General features: G+C 67.5%; 20 protein-coding genes. 11 read left to right on the forward strand and 9 right to left on the reverse strand.

The genetic code is table 11. From position 1 onward, the window contains the following. Positions 1–9: 9 nt before the first annotated feature. Genes ACWGIC_RS02455 through mvk form a run of 3 tightly spaced genes read right to left on the reverse strand, consistent with a single transcriptional unit; the run spans position 10 to position 3372 of the window. Positions 10–1131 (reverse strand): phosphomevalonate kinase, encoded by a 1122-nt coding sequence (locus tag ACWGIC_RS02455; RefSeq protein ID WP_452074101.1) that lies wholly within the window; start codon positions 1129–1131, stop codon positions 10–12. Next, positions 1128–2117 carry a diphosphomevalonate decarboxylase gene (mvaD, locus tag ACWGIC_RS02460; protein ID WP_452074102.1) on the reverse strand — a complete coding sequence of 330 codons (990 nt, stop codon included), beginning with the start codon at positions 2115–2117 and terminating at the stop codon, positions 1128–1130. The genes ACWGIC_RS02455 and mvaD overlap by 4 nt, the downstream gene beginning before the upstream one ends. Continuing rightward, entirely contained in the window at positions 2107–3372 is a 1266-nt protein-coding gene (gene mvk, locus ACWGIC_RS02465) for a mevalonate kinase (protein WP_452074103.1), read from the reverse strand. The genes mvaD and mvk overlap by 11 nt, the downstream gene beginning before the upstream one ends. Before the next feature lie 153 nt (positions 3373–3525). On the opposite strand from mvk, the gene ACWGIC_RS02470 reads away from it, so the two are divergent. From ACWGIC_RS02470 to ACWGIC_RS02490, 5 genes are all read left to right on the forward strand, one after another. Continuing rightward, positions 3526–4443 carry a terpene synthase family protein gene (locus ACWGIC_RS02470; protein WP_452074104.1) on the forward strand — a complete coding sequence of 306 codons (918 nt, stop codon included), beginning with the start codon at positions 3526–3528 and terminating at the stop codon, positions 4441–4443. Positions 4444–4495: 52 nt separating this feature from the next. Continuing rightward, positions 4496–5374 (forward strand): SAM-dependent methyltransferase, encoded by an 879-nt coding sequence (locus ACWGIC_RS02475; protein WP_452074105.1) that lies wholly within the window; start codon positions 4496–4498, stop codon positions 5372–5374. A 78-nt stretch (positions 5375–5452) separates the two neighbouring features. Continuing rightward, on the forward strand, positions 5453–6460 hold the full coding sequence (locus ACWGIC_RS02480) for a polyprenyl synthetase family protein (RefSeq protein WP_452074106.1): 1008 nt from the start codon (positions 5453–5455) through the stop codon (positions 6458–6460). Positions 6461–6528: 68 nt separating this feature from the next. Continuing rightward, the gene (locus ACWGIC_RS02485) at positions 6529–7602 is read left to right on the forward strand and encodes a polyprenyl synthetase family protein (RefSeq protein ID WP_452074107.1); all 1074 of its coding nucleotides are present in this window, start codon (positions 6529–6531) and stop codon (positions 7600–7602) included. Between the two features lie 66 nt (positions 7603–7668). Next, positions 7669–8313: a hypothetical protein gene (locus ACWGIC_RS02490; RefSeq protein ID WP_452074108.1), complete on the forward strand. Its 645-nt coding sequence runs from the start codon at positions 7669–7671 to the stop codon at positions 8311–8313. A gap of 128 nt (positions 8314–8441) precedes the next feature. On the opposite strand, the gene ACWGIC_RS02495 is transcribed toward ACWGIC_RS02490, so the two are convergent. From ACWGIC_RS02495 to ACWGIC_RS02515, 5 genes are all read right to left on the reverse strand, one after another. Next, entirely contained in the window at positions 8442–8711 is a 270-nt protein-coding gene (locus ACWGIC_RS02495; RefSeq protein ID WP_452074109.1) for a hypothetical protein, read from the reverse strand. Positions 8712–9131: 420 nt separating this feature from the next. Next, the gene (locus ACWGIC_RS02500; protein ID WP_452074110.1) at positions 9132–9740 is read right to left on the reverse strand and encodes a permease-like cell division protein FtsX; all 609 of its coding nucleotides are present in this window, start codon (positions 9738–9740) and stop codon (positions 9132–9134) included. 39 nt (positions 9741–9779) lie between these two features. After that, positions 9780–9983, reverse strand: a complete 204-nt coding sequence (locus ACWGIC_RS02505) for a hypothetical protein (RefSeq protein ID WP_452074111.1) — start codon at positions 9981–9983, stop codon at positions 9780–9782. Positions 9984–10013: 30 nt separating this feature from the next. Continuing rightward, positions 10014–10295 (reverse strand): hypothetical protein, encoded by a 282-nt coding sequence (locus ACWGIC_RS02510; protein ID WP_452074112.1) that lies wholly within the window; start codon positions 10293–10295, stop codon positions 10014–10016. A 348-nt stretch (positions 10296–10643) separates the two neighbouring features. Next, a complete protein-coding gene (locus ACWGIC_RS02515) occupies positions 10644–11054 on the reverse strand; it encodes a nuclear transport factor 2 family protein (protein ID WP_452074113.1) in 411 nt (136 codons plus the stop codon). Positions 11055–11104: 50 nt separating this feature from the next. Here ACWGIC_RS02515 and ACWGIC_RS02520 point away from each other — a divergent pair, with 50 nt between their 5' ends. Next, on the forward strand, positions 11105–11587 hold the full coding sequence (locus ACWGIC_RS02520; protein ID WP_452074114.1) for a MarR family winged helix-turn-helix transcriptional regulator: 483 nt from the start codon (positions 11105–11107) through the stop codon (positions 11585–11587). Between the two features lie 540 nt (positions 11588–12127). Here the strand turns inward: ACWGIC_RS02520 and ACWGIC_RS02525 are convergent. Continuing rightward, the gene (locus tag ACWGIC_RS02525; protein ID WP_452074115.1) at positions 12128–13129 is read right to left on the reverse strand and encodes an outer membrane protein assembly factor BamB family protein; all 1002 of its coding nucleotides are present in this window, start codon (positions 13127–13129) and stop codon (positions 12128–12130) included. A gap of 579 nt (positions 13130–13708) precedes the next feature. Here ACWGIC_RS02525 and ACWGIC_RS02530 point away from each other — a divergent pair. The 5 genes from ACWGIC_RS02530 (at position 13709) to ACWGIC_RS02550 (ending at position 17287) form a co-directional block, all read left to right on the forward strand. Continuing rightward, positions 13709–14302 (forward strand): hypothetical protein, encoded by a 594-nt coding sequence (locus ACWGIC_RS02530; RefSeq protein WP_452074116.1) that lies wholly within the window; start codon positions 13709–13711, stop codon positions 14300–14302. A gap of 57 nt (positions 14303–14359) precedes the next feature. Next, the gene (locus ACWGIC_RS02535) at positions 14360–15538 is read left to right on the forward strand and encodes a sensor histidine kinase (RefSeq protein WP_452074117.1); all 1179 of its coding nucleotides are present in this window, start codon (positions 14360–14362) and stop codon (positions 15536–15538) included. Further along, on the forward strand, positions 15535–16194 hold the full coding sequence (locus tag ACWGIC_RS02540; RefSeq protein ID WP_452074118.1) for a response regulator: 660 nt from the start codon (positions 15535–15537) through the stop codon (positions 16192–16194). The genes ACWGIC_RS02535 and ACWGIC_RS02540 overlap by 4 nt, the downstream gene beginning before the upstream one ends. 289 nt (positions 16195–16483) lie before the next feature. Next, positions 16484–16606, forward strand: coding sequence for a hypothetical protein (locus ACWGIC_RS02545; RefSeq protein WP_452074119.1), 123 nt, complete (start codon positions 16484–16486; stop codon positions 16604–16606). A 336-nt stretch (positions 16607–16942) separates the two neighbouring features. Next, complete coding sequence (locus ACWGIC_RS02550; RefSeq protein WP_452074120.1) at positions 16943–17287, forward strand: hypothetical protein; 345 nt, start codon at positions 16943–16945, stop codon at positions 17285–17287. Positions 17288–17303: the final 16 nt, after the last annotated feature.

Consider the following 17303-nt stretch of genomic DNA (forward strand, 5'->3'; position numbering starts at 1 on the left):
AGCCGCCGATCATGCGGCGTCCCGCGGCAGCGCCGGCACGCGCAACGGAACGGGCAGAACACCCTTCGCGGCCCACTGCGCCCGAAGTTGCGCGTGTTTCCGGGCGGCACCGGCCTCCAGCAGCGCGATGCCGCAGTCACCGCCGCCGGCACCGGACGGCTTAGCCGCGCCGCCGACCGATTCCGCGGCATCGCACAACATCGTCAGCCTCGGGGTGAAAATGCCCAGTCCCAGTGCGTCGTCCAGCCGTGCCAACGTGGTCCGGGCGCGACGAATCTGCCGCAGCAGCGCGCGGTTGTCGCCCAGCGCCAGCGCGCGCAGCGACGCCCGGACGCAGGCAGTCGTGTCGGCCAGGAAGCCCTGGTACGCCTTGTCTTCCGGGCCGTTCCGCTTTGCCGTGAGCGAAGCGATCAGCGAGCTGGTGCTGGCCGGGTGCCCGGTCCAGCCCACTTCTGTCGTCAGTCCTTCCGGCGGGGTCAACCGCCGCACTCCGAAACCGGGCCACGCCGCGCGCAGCGATTCCTCGATGCCCCGGCGGCGCGCGAGGTCCAGCACCTCAGCCCGGTCCGGGGCGTAGTACGCGATCCAGCCTCCCCAAATGCCGGCCGCGAGGTCGGCACCGGACAGGCTCGGGTCGATCCGAGCCGTCGCCAGCAGCGCCAACCGGAACCAGGCATGATCGGGCAGCGCGAGCCCGCAGTAGCCGGCCGCCGCCGCGACGGCCGCCGCGGTCACCGCGCCGCTGGACCCGAGCCCCAGTTTCGTGCCCTGTTCGTGCAAGTCGCTGCTGACCGCGATGCGCAACCGCGGAACCGGCATCCGTCGCTCGTCCAGCAGCTCGTGCAGCACGTCGATCGCCGACACCACGTGCGCCAAGTCCTCGCGGGCACGCCGCTCGTCGCCCGGGGTGCGTCCGGCCAGCTTCTTCCCCTCCCGCCGCAGCCGCGTGGCACCCGGGCACAGATCGGAAGCGATCACCACGTCGTCCTCCGACGCCGCGGACACCGCGACGCTCGCCTGCCGGTCGATGCCGACCAGGATCGCCGGATGCCCAGGCTCCACCACCGCGTACTCGCCGACGACGAACAGCTTTCCCGGCACCCGCCGGACCACTTTCCGCGACGTGTTCATCGCGCCTCCTCGATGCGCACGCTGACGCCCGGGCCGCGCCGGGCGACCGCTGTCGGGCAATCGGGCAACTTGTCTCGGGCCATCCCGACCACTCGGCCGGCGTCCTCCGGGCGGCACAACACCTTCACGTTCGGCCCCGCGTCCATCGTCGCGTAGGCGGGAATGCCGTCGCGCCGCAACTGCGCCACCCCGTCCAGGGCGACGAGCGTCGACGGCGACAGGTAGCGCACCGCCGGACGCGCGGCCAGCATCGTGGCGTGCATCCCCAGCGCATTGCGTTCGGCGATCTCCCCGACCTGGACGAGGTCACCGCGTCCCAGCGCGTCCCGCATGGCCGCGAGGTCGTCGCGGCCGGACTCGATCCACGACCAGTACAACGGCGAAGTCTCGACAGTGTGTCGCATCGCGGCGCGGCTGGAGACAGTTTTGGGAGCGGTGCCGGTCAGCACGATCACGATCGCGAGATCGACCTCCGCGCGGATCGGCTCGGCGAAGGAGCTGTGGTCGTCCTCGCCGGCGTGCAAAAGAGAAAAGCCTCCGAAAACCGACCGGGCCGCCGAGCCTGACCCTCGCCGGGCCAAGCGCGACAGACCGATCCCGTCGAGTTCCAGGCCGTAGGCAGCTGCAGCCGAACCCGCCAGCGCCGCGAAGCCGCTCGCTGAGGACGCCAGCCCCGCCGCGGTCGGACCGGCGTTGACGGTGGCCACCATCGCCGGTTCGGCGCGCCCGGCCAACTTGCGCACCACGTCCAGAAACGCCGTGACCCGCTGCAACGCTCCGCGGTCGGCGGGTCGCCCGTCGAAGGTCAGACAATCCGCGTCCGCCTCCGGTCGCACGTGGACAGTGGTGGTCGTCGGGAAACAGTCAAGCGTGACAGACAGGCTGTCGGCCCAGGGAATGATCTGGTTTTCGTCGCGCTTGCCCCAATATTTGACCAGCGCGATGTTCGGATACGCGACCGCGGTCACGCCAAAGTCAGCCGGCATCCGCGGAACACCTCCCCAGCGGCGCGGTCCAGGTCCGGACCGCGCCCGCGTTCTCCAGTCTCCGCGCGATCGCCTGCGCCGCATCGGGTCCGCTTGTCAGCGCGATCATGCATCCGCCCAATCCGCCGCCGGTGATCTTCGCGCCGAGACTCCCGGCGTCGAGGGCGGCGTCGACCAGCCGGTCAATCGGTTGCGTGCTCAGGCCCGCAGCACGCAGCAGTTCGTGACCGGCCGTCAGCCACGTGCCCAGATCCCACGCCCGCCCGGCTTCCAGATCGCGCACCGCGGCACGAGTCAGCCGCGCCGCACGGCGCACGAAGTCCGCTCGCCGGTCGGCCGCCCCGGCGAATCCTCGGCGGAGGAGGTCGATCGCGTCCTTGGTCCCTCCGGCAACCCCGCTGTCGGCGATCACCACCGTGCACCGCACGCCGACCCGCACTCGTTCGGCAGCGCCGTTGCAGAACAGGATCGGTGCCGTCGCCCCGACCGCGGCGGCGTCGACTCCGCTTGCCGTCCCGTGTGCCACCATCTCCGCCGTCTGCACCAGCTCATACAGCTCTCCGGGCTCCAGGCGGCAGCCGAAAAGATCGGCCAGTGCGAGAGCCGCCGCCCTCGCATGGGCCGCGCTCGCGCCGAGTCCACGCCCCAGCGGGATGCGGCAGTCGATGCGAACATTCACCGAGGCACGGTCGTCGACACCGGCGAGTCCCTTGAACTTCCCGGTGAGGCGGTCAAGCCCGGCTGTCGCGAGCGCCATCACCAACGGGTCGACGGGTTCTTCAAGCACGAACGCTATCTCGTCCCGACGCGCCGCGGACCAGGTCGCTGTGGCCGAGACCGGTAATTCCGGAACCGGAACAGCCAACGCGGGAGCGCCGTACACCACTGCGTGTTCCCCCAGCAGAATGACCTTCGCGCACGCACGTCCCGATCCGGCCGGACCGCTGCTAGCACCCGCCTCGCGAGGCACTGGCGCTGGCACAGTCAACGAACTCACCTCCAGGTTCCGCGTCGAAAGCGATGCTCTGGCGAAGGCGAACACGACCGGCCTTCTTTCCGCTTCACGGCCGGGTGTTGTCCATCGGTCCAGTAGAGCTTCCCCGGACGCGAAAGGCCAACCCGTTCCCGGTGATCGACTTGATGAAGACAGCGTCATGTTGAAAGCGGCCCCGCACCACCGGAAACAGAACTCGGTCCGCACCCTGGCGGAACAGCGTCGGACTCGCCAGGACCGGCCGGGCCGGGCCTTCAACATGACGACGGCTTCAACAAACCCATGCGTGCCAAGGGCTTCCGCGGAGGTGCACCGAGGACTTGACTGTTCTTCAACGAAACTCCGCAGCGGCCGGAATTCCCCGGAAAGACCAGCGAGAGGAGAATAGCCATGCCGTGGCCAGTCCCTCTGACGATGCCGATCGCCGAGCACGCGTTGCCGCCTGGCATGGACGACGCGCGCAACGCACACCTGTCCTGGCTGCGTCGGCACGAGCTTCTGGCCTCCGGCGCCGCGACTGACCGGTACGTGAAATCCCGGCTCGCGGACGTCGCCGCCTACTGCGACCCGGCCAGCAGGGATCTTGTCCTTTCCTACCATGTGCTCGGGTGGACTTTCCTGCACGACGACTGGATGGACGTCGCGGCGGACGGCGCCGCGGATCTGGCGGTGACCTCGGAACTCGTGGCTATTCTGCATCGCCCGTCCACGTCGGCCCATCCGCTGGCATCGGCGTTCTCGGACCTCTGGGCGCACCTCAGGTCCGGCATGTCGGAGGACTGGCGCCATCGGGCGGCTTGGCTGTGGCAAGAGTATTTCTACGGCAACTTCACCGAGACCGTCAATCGGCGGGAGGGCCGCGAACCGACCAGCGACGAACATCTTCGCATCAAGGACACGTCCGTCTCCGCCGGCGTGATGTTCGCGGTCTCCGAGCGCACGAACGGTTTCGAGGTCCCCTCCGACGTCTGGCATTCCGGCTATCTGGCCGAATTGCGCCACCACGCCACCCGGCACATCATCCTGGCGAACGAAATCCAGTCCTACGACCAGGACTCGGCCGCACACCGGGACAATCTCGTCGCGCTGCTCGCCAAGGAAAGAGGAATCGCCTTCGACAGCGCATTGAGCGTTATCGCACGGCAAGCCGACCAGCACATGAACCAGTTCCGCGCACTGAGTTGCGAGATCGCGCCGTTCTCTTCCCGCTTGGGTCTTTCCCGGACCGCGCGCGCAGCGATCGCACAACACGTCGCCGTCCTTCAACGGTGGGTTCGAGGAGCCTACGACTGGTACGACGTCACAGACCGCTATGCCGCCGCATGCTCGTAGCCCCGGACGACCGCGAACCACTCCGCTTTCGTTACTGACAAGGGTGATACCTGTGAGCACCTCGACCATCCCGACAGACGCCCAGATCACGCTCGCACGCAACGAATTCGAGCGCCGCGCCTATCTCTCGTACGAGACCAAGCGCGACGACACCATCAATCTCGACCTCGGCCACGCCGACGGCTTCTACCACCATCATTTCGCCGTAGGCGACTTCGACCGCAGCATCCTCTCCTTGCCCGGACACCCGCGCGAGCGGGCCGTCCAGGCCGAAATCCACCGGATGGAAACCCGCCAGGTCGACCTGTTCATCGAAGCGCTCGCGCCGGTCGCCGAGGACGCCAGAATCCTCGACGGTGGCTCCGGACGCGGCGGGACTTCCCTTCTGCTGCACCGGGCGTTCGGCTGTCAGGTGGACGGAATCAACTTCTGCGCGCACCACAACGAGTTCGCCCGCGCCCAAGCCGTCAAGCACGGCTGCGCGGACAGCGTCCGGTTCCACGACCGCAACATGGTCGACACCGGGCTCCCGCCGGAGTCGTTCGATTACGTGGTCACCAATGAGACAACCATGTACCTCGATCCGCTCATCGACGGATTCACCGAGTTCGCGCGGCTGCTGAAGCCGGGAGGCCGCTACGTTCTGGTCACTTGGTGCCACGACGACGCGGTGGCCGCCACTTCGCCCGAAGTCGCGGCGATCGACAAGCACTACGACTGCCACACCCACCGGCGGAGCACGTACCTGCGGCGCCTCCGGGACGCCAACTTGCACCCCTACCAGGTCGACGACCTCACGACCGCGGCGATTCCGTACTGGGAGCTCCGCGTCGAATCCGAACTGGCCACCGGGGTCGAAACCGCCTTCCTGGACGGCTATCGAAGCGGCCGGCTCGGCTACATCCGGATCGTGTCGCGCAAAGGCGTCTGAACAATGGCGAAAACAGCGATGGCGAAGACACCTCCCCCGCCGTGCCTCCAGCGGCTGTCCGCGTCCGTTCACGAGAGCATGCTGCGGGAAATCGACGAGCTTCATCCCGACCTGCGGACGATCTGTCTCTACCACCTCGGCGTGGCGGACGCTCAGGGGCACCCCGTCTCCAGCCGCACGGGTCAGATGGTCCGCGCCTGCACGGCGGTTCTGACGGCCGAGGCAGTCGGCGCCGCCCCCGCCGACGCGGTCCCCTCGGCAGTCGCCATCGAATTGGTGCACAACTTCACGCTCTTGCACGACGATCTCATCGACGGCGACGAACTTCGCCGCGGCCGGCCCACTTCGTGGAAGACCTTCGGTCCCGGGCCGGCTGTACTGGCCGGCGACGCCCTTTTCGCCAGCGCGCTCGACGTTCTGGCGCGATCCGGAGCTCCCGGCGCCCTGGCCGCTGCCGCGAGTCTGACAGCGGTCGTGAAGCGAGTCACCTACGCCTGGGCGAACGAAGCGGTGTTCGACCGGGCTCCGGCGGAAGACATCGTCGTCGACGACTACGTCGCCAACTGCGCCGCGAAAGTCGAGTTCCTTCCCGCTGCCGCGACCACGACCATCACCCTCCTCGACGCCGACCCGAAGGCGGCGTCCTGCCTGTCCAAGGCAGCCGGCCATATCGCCGCGGCCTGGCAGATCGCGAACGACCTCGAAGACATCTGGGGAGACCCCGTCCGGATAGGCAAGCCCGGGCTGCAGGACATCAGAGAGCACAAACACACCCTCCCCCTCATCGCCGCGCTGCAAAGCGGTCACCCGCTCGCCGGCAAGCTCGCCCGGCTCCTGGAAACACCACGCCTCACCACCGCCGACCTAGCCGCAGCCGCCGACCTCGTCCAGGAAGCCGGCGGCCGGGAGCAAGCCGAACAGGTGGCGCACCAGCAAGTCCGCCTTGCCCTGCAAGCGTTGAACGACCCTGTTGTGCCAGCACCGCAACGAAAAGATCTTACTGACATCTTTCTCTACGCCGTCACCCGCGACCCCGGCCTGTGGCTCTCGCACAGCCCTCTGGCTGTCCCCGTCGAAGTCGGATGACACCCGGCTCCCGCACCGCACCGCCCGAGAACTCGCTGCCGACACCCCTTCGCACGAAGGAAGCAGAAATGGCCGTTGAGAACGCTACCGGCGAAACGGAACCCGCCGGTCCCCCGCCCTTGCCCGACGTGAACCATCGTGCCCGCGACTACACCCGGGAAGGTCTCGAGGACGTGCTCGACGGCCTCCACCCCGACGCCGCTCGCATCTGCCGCTACTACTTCGGATGGTGCGAAGCCGACGGAAGCCCCGCGCAACGCCGCGGCAGCAGGACTTTGCAAGCCACCATGGTCATGCTGGCCGCCGAAGCCGCGGGAGCAGACCCGCTGCTCGCGAAGCCTGGTGCCGTCGCGATGGAACTAGCCCACAATTTCACCTGCCTGCACGACGACATCGCCGACGGCGACGATGTCCGGCGCGACCGTCCCACCGCATGGGTAGCGTTCGGCACCGGCCCCGCCCTCGTCGCGGGAGACGCCCTGCTCAACGAAGCGGTCCGGACCCTCGCGTCCGTGCCAGGACCTGCCGCTCTCACCGCGATCACGGTATTCACCGACGGCATCGCGAACCTGATCCGCGCGTGGTTCGGCGAACCGGCGTTCGACAGGGCCCGCCCTCAGGACGTCGCCCTCGACGACTACCTGAGCGTCTGCGAGGGAAAAGGCGGCGCGCTCCTGGGGACAGCGGCCACGCTGGGAACAGTCCTGGCCGGAAAACCGCCCGAAGACGCAGACGGCCTGCGCCAGGCAGCCCACTACGCCGGCATCGCCTGGCAAGCCGTCAACGACCTCGAAAACATCTGGGGCGACGCGGCCCTCGTCGGCAAGCCCGGCTTCCAAGACCTGCGCACGCGCAAGAACACCCTGCCGGTCATCGCCGCGACACAGTCGGGTCATCCCGAGACCGGCCGCCTCGTCGAACTCCTCGAGCAGCCCGCCCGCAGCGAAGCGGACTTGACGCGCATCGCCGAACTCCTCGACATCTGCGGAGGCAGGAGCGCGGCCGAAAGCACCGCACGCGAATATCTCGAACGCGCACAGTCTACTTTGGACGATATCGGTCTCCCCGCGAAGATCCATCACGACCTGTCCGGCCTGATGCATTTCGCGGTGACCCGCAAGGTCCGGCCTTCGGCTCGCTGACCAGGTCGGCACCGGCCAGCCGGTTCCAGGAGAAAGTACCGACGCGGACCATACTTCGGAGTCGCCATGTCCCTGTTCGCTGCGCTTTTCGGTCTCGCCGCAGTGCTGTTCGCGGTAGCCGGCGGGCTCTACCTGCGCACCGGATTCGCCCGGCGCTGTGCGCCCTTCCCGATCACCGTCCTGGCAGTCTGCGCAGCCTGGGACTCAGTGGAAATCCTGGGTTTCCTGGAAAGGTACCAATTCGACTACCTTCTCCAGCCCGGCTTCCTCGTGATCGAATCCCTCCTGCTGTACCTGTGCTTCGCCCACCGCGCACGCCACTACCCAAGAATCTCCGCACGCGGGCTGGCGGCGTACGCGATCACGGTGTTCGCGATTTCGTGCCTGGTGATCCTTGCCGCGAGCCGTTTGCTCCACGACCCCAGGGGTTTGCTCACCATGGCGCTGGCCGCCAGCCTGCTGCCGACATTGGTCCTCGCCAGTCGCCGCGAGGGAAGACTGCGCCCCGGGCAAAGCCCGGCCGCGACCGCATTGTTCACCGCGGCCACCGCGATGATCGCCGCCGCGGTGGTCGCCGATCCCCCTTCAGACCCTCCGCCGCCGATCCTCAGCTCAGTCTTCTACGCATTTTGGCTGCTGGTTTCGATTTGGTACACCTGCGCTTCCTGGGCCGCTAGGAGAGCGCACGTCGGCGAGCCGGTTTCATCGTGACCGCGAACCCCTCGTCAACGGAGCGGCGGTGGACATTCCACGGCCGCTCACAGCCACTGGAGCTGAAGCGCACCAGGTCGGCCGAGGAAGTGGCGTGAGCCCGCAGGCATGGCGCGACAGAACCGCGGTTATTTCTTGTTCTCTTCTTTCCGCAGCTGAGCTTTTCTGTTCCAGTAGACCGCGCTGCAGAGCCAAGTTCCCACAAGCGCCACAAGGGCTATCGCGCCGAGCACGGGCGGGTATATGCCCACGCTCCACAAGAACCCTGTCGAAAAAATGAGGATTCCCAGCAGGGCGTAGGTCACGGCCTCTTTCCAGCCGGGTCGTTCACGTCGCACTTGTCGATCGAACCACTCTCTTTTGCCTTCCACGGTCATCTCGCTCGTGATGCCTGCCACACAAAACGCTGCCCAGTCCGATACCGGGACCCATCCCGCCGAGGAAGATCTGCGCGCCCGGACAATCAGGCTCAGCACAAGGATCCCGGCGCCCAGCGGGTCGCCTGCGCCAACTCCTCACGCATTGCGAGGATAGGCAACGCCAGGGCACCCAGCGGCGCAACGACTCCCCCACGACGACAAAGCCAGGCTGTACTGCGATGTTCCGGCACCCCGACGACCGCAGCCTGAACGTGCGGCGTGGTCCCTGGCCGGTGCACGGAACCACCGAAGCGGATCAGCGGGACACCGCACCGCGGTCGAGTTCCGTTGCCGCCAGATCAGGAGAATCGGTGTCATCTCTCGGCTACCGGCAACGTCGAGCGCGGGAAATCCGGCGAGATCCGGGGACAGGTGCAGTTCGATGTGCCGCCCGCGTGGTCAAGGGGAGCGCTCGCCGTTAGGCGGGCAAGTCGGGTCCCGGTAACCCGGCCCGGTGATCCTGCTGCTGAAATAGGTGCTGTCGTTGACATTCCGCGCAGCGGGAAACTGGACGCGGAACTGCTCGGCGATGCCCTCGGTGTCGGTCTGGTCCTTCGGCACCACGGTCACCGAGGCCGGCATGGCGTCCACCGACATCATCTCCAGCAGCTCCGGCTCGTTCGCGAACATCTTCCGGAACCTCGCGTAGCCGTCCTGCTTGGTCTCGGTGTAGGCCCGCAAAACCCGAGGATCGCCGCGCAACTCCCGGGCGACGGCCGCCATCTCGGCATCCGTGCTGAGCATGACGCTCACGGTGTTGGCGCAGACGTCACGATCACCGATCGGGACCGCACCTTCCGGGATCGCATACCCGCCCACGTTGCGTCCGCTGAACAGCCACCAGCCCGATACGGCCAGCACGGCGACGGCGGCCAACGCCACCGTCACCGTCGCCGTCGCCGTCGCCAGCCGGTACCGGCGAGCCGTGCGCGGTGTCACAGAGAACGATGGGGCCGTCGCCTCCGGTCTCTCGGGCTCCTGCTCCACACCGGAGTCCTGGTCGCTCATCATGTTTCCTTGTTCTGGGCGGGACGGAAGAGAGCCGCGTCACGCCTGCCCGGGCGGCTGGCCGCGGTCCTCGCGGGCGATCGAGGCAAAGTCTCCGAACACAGGATACGGTTCCCAGTTCGCGTCGATCGACACCTCCCGGTAATCCGCGGCGCTCACCGAGTTCCCCTGGTGCAACTCGCGGCGCACGACACCGTCAGGTTTCTCCCAGAAAACATCCTCGACGAGCGTAGCCTCGTTCATGCTGTGGAAACCGCCGTCCTCGGGATACTCTCACCGCACCACGTGCTTCAGGAACAGCTTTCCCGGTTCCATGAGCCAGAATCCGTAGGACAATCGCGTGCTGCCGCGGCCGTCGAAGAATTTGACGGTGATCCGGTACGGGGACTGCGGATTGATCTCCAGCACGCAGTCCGGATCGGACACGTCCCCGATGACCGCGCTGAACCACTTTCCCCCGCCTTCGTAGCGACGCTTCGCGGTCCGTTCCGTGAGCGGTTGCCACATGGCGCGGTCGTCACCGCCCCACGCCCGGCAGTAGTGCACCGTCAGCACTGAAACGACTCCCTAGTGTTGCGCTCAGCGGTAAAACTTGTTGTTGGTGCCGCGGATTGTTACTGGCGGCTGCAAGGAGTAGCGGGGATCATCACACCCGGACCGTGCTTGGTGCGCATTTCGCCGACGTAACCGACACCGGAGCAGTCGGAGACCCGCCCGTAGCCCACCACGTCCCGCATCGGCACGTACGCACGCAATTTGACAAGAAGATCGACGCCGTTTCGCAGTATTCACCCGATAACGCGGATAGGGTTCTCTTCTACCGTTCCGTGCCGCGTAGTCACAGACACCGGAAAGCGCCGCTTTCAGCGTTTGCGCGCTCCCGACCACTTTGCTGCAGCAGGTTCACGACTGGATGTCGAATGGTTCATAGCAGTCGAAGGTCTCGATCGAGGTGATCAAGCCGTCGGCCGTCTCGACGAACTGGGCGATGTGCGCGACGAGTTCGTCGCCGCGCCGGAAAGGGCCCGCGTCACGCGCGATCACCCCGCTCCAGGTGAGGCGAAGGATCGCGGTGTTCCCGACCGCGACCGCCGAGCGCACCTCATACCGCTGGCTGGACATCAGCCCGGCACCGACCTCGGACGCCGCGAGCATCTGGTCCAGAGTCGCGCGAGCGCCCTCGGGCTTGAGCCGGTTCGGATATTCGACGGTCAACGCCGTCGGGGCGAAGAACTTCCGGAGATCCTCGCCGCACTGCCCGCCCTCAAGCGCCCGCAGCAGGAAGGTCGCAACGGCAACCGGGTCACCAACCATAAGAACAACCATAGTTGTACAACCTGGGTTGTCAATTGCATGGTGGCACCGTGACTCCACTGGACCCGGCCGACCTCGACCTCGCCACCCTCGCCTGGCTGGCGGGCGCTTCCGCGAACAGGGCGATCCTGGCGGAACTGCACAAGGCGGGCCACCCCGGCGTGCGCAACTCCCATGGGTACGTTGTCCAGCACCTGATCGACCGGGCGCCCACAGTCTCCGAACTCGCCGGTCTTCTCGGCATCACCCAGCAAGCGGCCTCGAAGCACCTTCTCGAACTGGAGCGTCTCGGCTACGTCGCGAGGGTGCCGGATCCCGCCGACAGTCGAGTGCGACGCGCCCAGCTCACCGACCACGGCTGGCAGCTCGTCGACGACAGCCGGCGGATACGACAGCAACTGAACGAGCGGCTGACGAAATCGGCGGGCAAGGACGCCGCCGAAGCAGCCCGCCAAGTCTTGGCCCACCTCCTCGACGCGACAGGGGGAACCGCGGAGGTGATCGCGCGTCGCGCCGCCCTGCCAAGCGAATGAGCAACCACACTCGCAGACTTCGCCCAGGCTGCTGCCGTTTATTCCGGAAGCCTGTAAACAGCAGCACCGAGCGGGACTTCACCCCAGAAACCGTGGATCACGTCGCGGTACCACGAGCACAGCTCCCCGAGCACCGACAGCACGGTCGTCGCGCCCATCCGGCACAAGTCGGCACCTGATCTCGGTTCGCGACAACGCGCATCGACCCTCGTCAGCCACGAAGATCTCCATGACCGCGGCGACCATGACCCGTATCCGGCGCGACGGCTACCGGCTCTGCGCCGTGCCACCCCACGATCGACGTCCTGAAACGGGATCTCCGCACGACGAACCGGTCCGCCGCTCCATCACGCCTCTGGTTCCCTCACGCGGCCACAACCTGCTCGCACCCGCCGCGCACGATTCCAGGGCCCGGTCGGGCACGGGTCGCTCGTGGGCGTCAGGGGCCGCTGTGCTCGGGAGCGGTGTGGTCGCGTGCCAACCACCGCACACTCCGCAAGAGCGGGCAGAAGACCTTGCCCCGCTACGGGTCAAGCGCACCTATTCCAAGCACACGCTGCTCCCGATCGTGATGGCGAGCAGGGCACCCTTGGTTACAGCGAACACCTGGTCAGTCGCGGCTCCGCGCAGTGCCCAGATTCGCCGTGCCACGCTGGTGCGCTTGGTGATTCGGCCGTCGGAATTCAGGTGAAACAGCGACCCGGAGGCGCTGGCGACCAGGAAGCCGTCGGCTGCCGGGGCGACCTGGCCGACCAGTCGCTGCCCGACATCGACACGCCACCGCAGGCGTCCCACCGCGGGATCCACCACGGTGTAGCCGCCACGGACCTCGGGCAACCACAGCAATCCTCCGGCAAATTCCGGTGCTACGGCCGCAAGGTCGGTCTCGGCCCGGACGAACTCGCGGACGGTGTCGGCTGACAGGACGATCTCAGCCAGTGCGCGCGGGCCGCAGCGCAGCAGGAAACGGCCGGGCCCGACCTCTGAGACGCTGGCTCCGGCGTCGTTGTCCGCGAGCGGCTGCGGCAACTGCCACGCGGACAGCTCCCAGCCGTCGTGCCGATCGATCAAGCGAACCCGGGTGTCTCCCGGTTCACCGATCAGGAAACCGTCTCCGGCGGGCACGGGCAGCACGGTGTGGATTCGACGCTCGGTTTCCCAGCGAAGCTGCCCCGTCGCGAGATCGAACGCGCGCAGCGGCGTGTATCCGCGCCAGCCGCCGACGAGCACCACGTTCGCTGAAACGACCAGATGCCCGGGGACAGCGGGAACGTCAGCGGACCAGATTTGCCGTCCGGTCGCGAGATCCAAACAGGACAGTCGAGGGTCGTCCTGCGGGATCACCAAACACCGATCACCGGCGATGACAACCCCGCGCGGCCACGTGCCGACGGGAACATCCCACCGCACAGAACCATCTTCCGGGTCAAGACTCACCAGCCTGGTGCCGCGCTCGTGAACGATGACATGACCGTTCGTCACCGCAAGACCCGAGGCAACGCCGCGCTGGTGCAGCGGCCGCTCCCACCCGATTTCGATCACAGCATCAGACCACCACGATCATCTGACCACAGGCAACCGCATTCCTCGCACCACAGGCCAGATTTTCGTTGCCGCCGGAGGCACTGGTTCTCGCGGACCGCCCGATGCCTGGACTACCAACAAGACTCCGAGCAGGTACGTCGACCTCAGCGCCAACGCCGCGTCCGCCCGGCAAGTGGCGATCTTCGAGCGTGGACTCTCGCCGGAGTCGACGAAGCCGGTCAGACTGACACACGACTGATATGGGTCTGGCAGCCCGAACCCAGCCGACCGCCAACGCGGCTATCCACCGTTCGGCCCGGAGCCACGAGCCTTTCGTGCCGCTACCGCCCAGCCTGGCCGGCCTTGACCACGCACTACAACTCCCCGTCTTCGGCGGTGTTGCACCCGAACGCGGGCCGCCTTGCCTAGTTTGAAGTACGGGGCAAGGAATGCCGATCGCCTGGCTGCGGCACCGCGGCAGCGCTGAAAGTAGTCCTTGAGAGTGAGGGCGAAGATCGGTCGTGACGGTGATTTGCTCGGCGGTGGGGACAGCCAAGATCAGAGGCGACAGAAAAGCACAGCAAGGAGCCTCTGCCAATGAACCCTCGTCTCCCCTTCATCGCCGCGCCGCTGCTTGTCCTCACATACGGGATCGTCCGCATCCTGGACGGTCTGGACGGGAGCAGGGGTCCCGGTCCGGCCTGGACTGCCGGGCACCTCGCTTTCCTCGGCGCACTGGCCATGTTCGTTCCGGTGTTCCTGCGGATGCGGCGTCTGGCCGGGCGGACCCGGCTGGCCAGTGTCGCCACGGTCGCCGCGATCACCGGCGCGGTCGCGCTGGCCATGCAGTTCGCGATCGATCTGATCTCCGGTTTCCAGGCCGCGGATCACGCGGAAATGAGCATGCTGACCGCGCAACTCCGCAACTTCCCGGGACTGACGCTGTTCGCCTACGACGCCGGCCCGTACCTTTTCTACCTCGGTCAGCTCGCGCTGGTGATCCAGCTCGCGGTCGGCCGCAAGGTCAAGATTTGGACGCCCGCGCTGGTTTTCGTCGACATGGCCATGCCCTTCGTCGACAAGGACCTGATCCCGCTCGGCTCGGTGCTGCTCCTGGTGTCGTTCGTCTCGATCGCCAGGACGCTGCCCGCCGGGCGGCCCGGCGCCAAGCCGGCCCCCGCCCTGGTGTGACGCGAAAAGACAACCGGCACCGCCCGGTCCCGTCGGCCGGCCAAGCGAGAAGGCAAGATGAACTCCGTGTCCGAACCGCCGGTCGTCGCCCGATTACGGGTCTTGGTGCGTGCCCTGCCCCCGTCCGGGGTGGACGCGGCGCTCACCGTCCTGGTTCTGGTGGTGCAGCTCTGGCCGTTCTTTTCCAGGGCCAATGTGCTGGGCACGCCGTGGGACGGATGGGGCTACCTGGTGGTGTTCGCTTCGGCCGCGCCGCTGCTGTTCCGCCGCCGGGCCCCGGTCGTCGCGCTGGTGGCCAGCTTGATCGCGACCGCCTGCTATGACGCGGCAGGTGATGTTCCCGCGCAACCGATCTGGTACGCGGGACTGGTCGCGATGTACTCGGTCGCCGCGCACACCTCCCGGCGGCTGGGGCTGGCGATGCTGGTTTTCACCGTCGGCGGCGGCCTTCTGCTGGCCGGTTCCTCGGAAACCGCGCTGCGCACCGCGGTGCTGTTCGTCAGCGCCTACGCGATCGGCCGGGCGTCCGGCGTGTCCCGTGCCTACGCGGCGGCGCTCGAGGAGCGGGCGGTCCGGCTGGAACAGGAGCGGCGGCTGGAGGCCGAGCGGGCCGCGGAGCGGGAACGGGCCCGGATCGCCAGGGACATGCACGACATCCTTTCGCACGCGGTCAGTCTGATGGTGGTGCAAGCCGAGGCGGGCCCGGTGGTGGTGCGCAGCGACCCGGCGAAAGCCGAGCGGGTGTTCGACACCATCGCCTCCGCCGGCCGGGACGCGATGACCCAGTTGCGCCGGATGCTCAGTGTGCTCAAAGAAACCGACGACGCGAGAGCGCCGCAGCCGACGATGGCGGACCTTCCCGCGCTCGCCGCGCAGGTGTCCGGTGCGGGCCTGACCGTCCGCTACGCCGAGGACGGCGAAGCCCGGTCGCTCCCGCAGGACGCCGAGGTCGCCGCTTACCGCATCGTCCAGGAAGCTCTCACCAACACGGTCAAGCACGCGGCCACGGCGAAGGCAGAAGTCAGGCTCACGTGGCGGGCCGACGCGTTGACGATCGAGATCACCGACGACGGTGGCGATTTCGTGCCGTCCCCGGTGTCCGGCGGCCACGGGCTGATCGGCATCCGGGAACGCGCTGCCGCTTGCGGCGGCACGGCCGACATCGGGCCCCGCGAGGACTCGCCGGGGTTCCGGGTCTTCGTCGCCCTGCCATTCACGACCGGAGGGATGAGATGACCGTGCGGATCGTGCTGGCCGACGACCAGGAACTGGTCAGGGCGGGGTTCGCGATGATCCTGGACGCGCAACCGGACCTGACCGTGGTGGCCGAGGCGAGCGACGGGGCCGAGGCGATCGCGGCGGTCCGCGAGCACCGGCCGGATGTGCTGCTGCTGGACATCCAGATGCCGAATGTCGACGGGCTCGAAGCCGCGAAGATCGTCTGCGCGGAAACCGGGTGCAGGGTGCTGATGCTCACCACATTCGATTTCGACGACTACGTCTACCAGGCCCTGCGGGCGGGAGCGAGCGGGTTCCTGCTGAAGGACGTGCGCCGGGACGACCTGGTGAACGCGGTGCGGGTGGTCGCCGGGGGCGACGCGCTGCTGGCGCCGTCCGTCACCAGGAAGCTGATCAGCGAGTTCACCGCGCGCACCCTGGCCAAGCCCGCCCCGGTCGAGGAACGGCTCGCCGCACTCACCGCGCGGGAACGGGAAACTCTCGCGCTGATCGCCCGCGGGCTGTCCAACGCGGAGATCGCCGACGCGATGGTGGTCAGCGAACACACCGTGAAAACGCACGTCAGCAAGGTGCTCACCAAACTCGGCCTGCGCGATCGCGCACAGGCGGTGATCGCCGCCTATGAGACGCGGTTGACCGTACCGGGCGACTGAACGCTCACCGACCGGATCGCCGGAGCACGCGCCAACGGCTGGTGCAGGGCCGGCGGCAAGCGGCCGGCTCCGGCAAGCCCGCACCGCCTGGCATCAGGTCCGCCCGTCCAGCAGCGCGAGACGACCGCGGGCGCAGGCCGGTGGGGGCCGCTCGCTCTGGGCAATACGGAGCTAGGGACACCAGGCCTGCCGAGCGGATCTCTAGAAGATGCTTGAGCTGTGTTTGCCCGATCCGGCGTCGCCGCCGCAGGCAGAGAGTCTCTGCTCGTTGACGACGATGGAGGGCAGGATGCCCGCACGCAGCACACCGTCACTCGGCCACCCGGCATGGGACCTCGTCCCCCTGACCGCCGACCACGCCGGCTTCGCCCGCATCACCGACACCGGCTACCGCTCGTTCGTCACCGCCTAGGGCGGACCAGACATCACCGCCACACCGCTGTTCCGCACACTCGCCGACGCCGAGGAACTGCGCTGGACCGCGTTCGTCCCCGGCAAAACCACCACCCCCGAAGCCCAGCGGGAAGCCCTGCACCGGATCGCGTGCCTGCGCGGGAACGTGAGCCGGCCCTGGAACTGGACCGCTTTCTGACGAGCCCGCACGCGGCCCGCCACGGACAGTGACGGGCCCGAAAGGTGCCGTAGTCGATCTTGTTCAGCCTGCGCGTTCCTAAGTCGTCTCACGGCGATACTCCAGTCAACTGGGGGTGTTCGCTGGCTGCCGGGCGGCACGCTGACGTTCGCAACGGTGCCGCACCACGAGATCTTCTTCGTCGAAGACGACGAGCATGGGATCCCGCACGCTGTCAAGCCGTTCCTCGCTCCGGGCGAATACCGCTCGCTCGGCGACGCTCCCAAACTTCGGTCACGGACAGGCCAGCTGTCGCAGTCGCGAATGTGCCGCACGACGCTGTTCTATTTGTCCGAAAAGGTGGCAATATCCTTCTCGATAACCGGCCACGCGACAGCCGTGTTCAGCGAACATGGCCGCGATCGCCGAACCGACCGTGCCGAGCCCGACTGCCCAAACCGTTGCGAACGGCGGATTCAAGAGGTCTTCCTGACGGGAATCTTGACCCTGGAGCGTAAGTGAATGCGCGAATCACGGT

Source organism: Amycolatopsis sp. NPDC054798, from assembly GCF_053611505.1.

Excerpts from the sequence above, each read along its gene's own strand:
- ACWGIC_RS02545 (WP_452074119.1), top strand. The coding sequence starts at position 16,484 with ATGCCCGCACGCAGCACACCGTCACTCGGCCACCCGGCATGGGACCTC.
- ACWGIC_RS02480 (WP_452074106.1), top strand. The coding sequence starts at position 5,453 with ATGCTGCGGGAAATCGACGAGCTTCATCCCGACCTGCGGACGATCTGT.
- mvk (WP_452074103.1), bottom strand. The coding sequence starts at position 3,372 with ATGTTGAAGGCCCGGCCCGGCCGGTCCTGGCGAGTCCGACGCTGTTCC.
- ACWGIC_RS02485 (WP_452074107.1), top strand. The coding sequence starts at position 6,529 with ATGGCCGTTGAGAACGCTACCGGCGAAACGGAACCCGCCGGTCCCCCG.
- mvaD (WP_452074102.1), bottom strand. The coding sequence starts at position 2,117 with ATGCCGGCTGACTTTGGCGTGACCGCGGTCGCGTATCCGAACATCGCG.
- ACWGIC_RS02535 (WP_452074117.1), top strand. The coding sequence starts at position 14,360 with ATGAACTCCGTGTCCGAACCGCCGGTCGTCGCCCGATTACGGGTCTTG.
- ACWGIC_RS02505 (WP_452074111.1), bottom strand. The coding sequence starts at position 9,983 with ATGAACGAGGCTACGCTCGTCGAGGATGTTTTCTGGGAGAAACCTGAC.
- ACWGIC_RS02490 (WP_452074108.1), top strand. The coding sequence starts at position 7,669 with ATGTCCCTGTTCGCTGCGCTTTTCGGTCTCGCCGCAGTGCTGTTCGCG.
- ACWGIC_RS02455 (WP_452074101.1), bottom strand. The coding sequence starts at position 1,131 with ATGAACACGTCGCGGAAAGTGGTCCGGCGGGTGCCGGGAAAGCTGTTC.
- ACWGIC_RS02470 (WP_452074104.1), top strand. The coding sequence starts at position 3,526 with ATGCCGATCGCCGAGCACGCGTTGCCGCCTGGCATGGACGACGCGCGC.
- ACWGIC_RS02540 (WP_452074118.1), top strand. The coding sequence starts at position 15,535 with ATGACCGTGCGGATCGTGCTGGCCGACGACCAGGAACTGGTCAGGGCG.
- ACWGIC_RS02515 (WP_452074113.1), bottom strand. The coding sequence starts at position 11,054 with ATGGTTGGTGACCCGGTTGCCGTTGCGACCTTCCTGCTGCGGGCGCTT.
- ACWGIC_RS02530 (WP_452074116.1), top strand. The coding sequence starts at position 13,709 with ATGAACCCTCGTCTCCCCTTCATCGCCGCGCCGCTGCTTGTCCTCACA.
- ACWGIC_RS02500 (WP_452074110.1), bottom strand. The coding sequence starts at position 9,740 with ATGAGCGACCAGGACTCCGGTGTGGAGCAGGAGCCCGAGAGACCGGAG.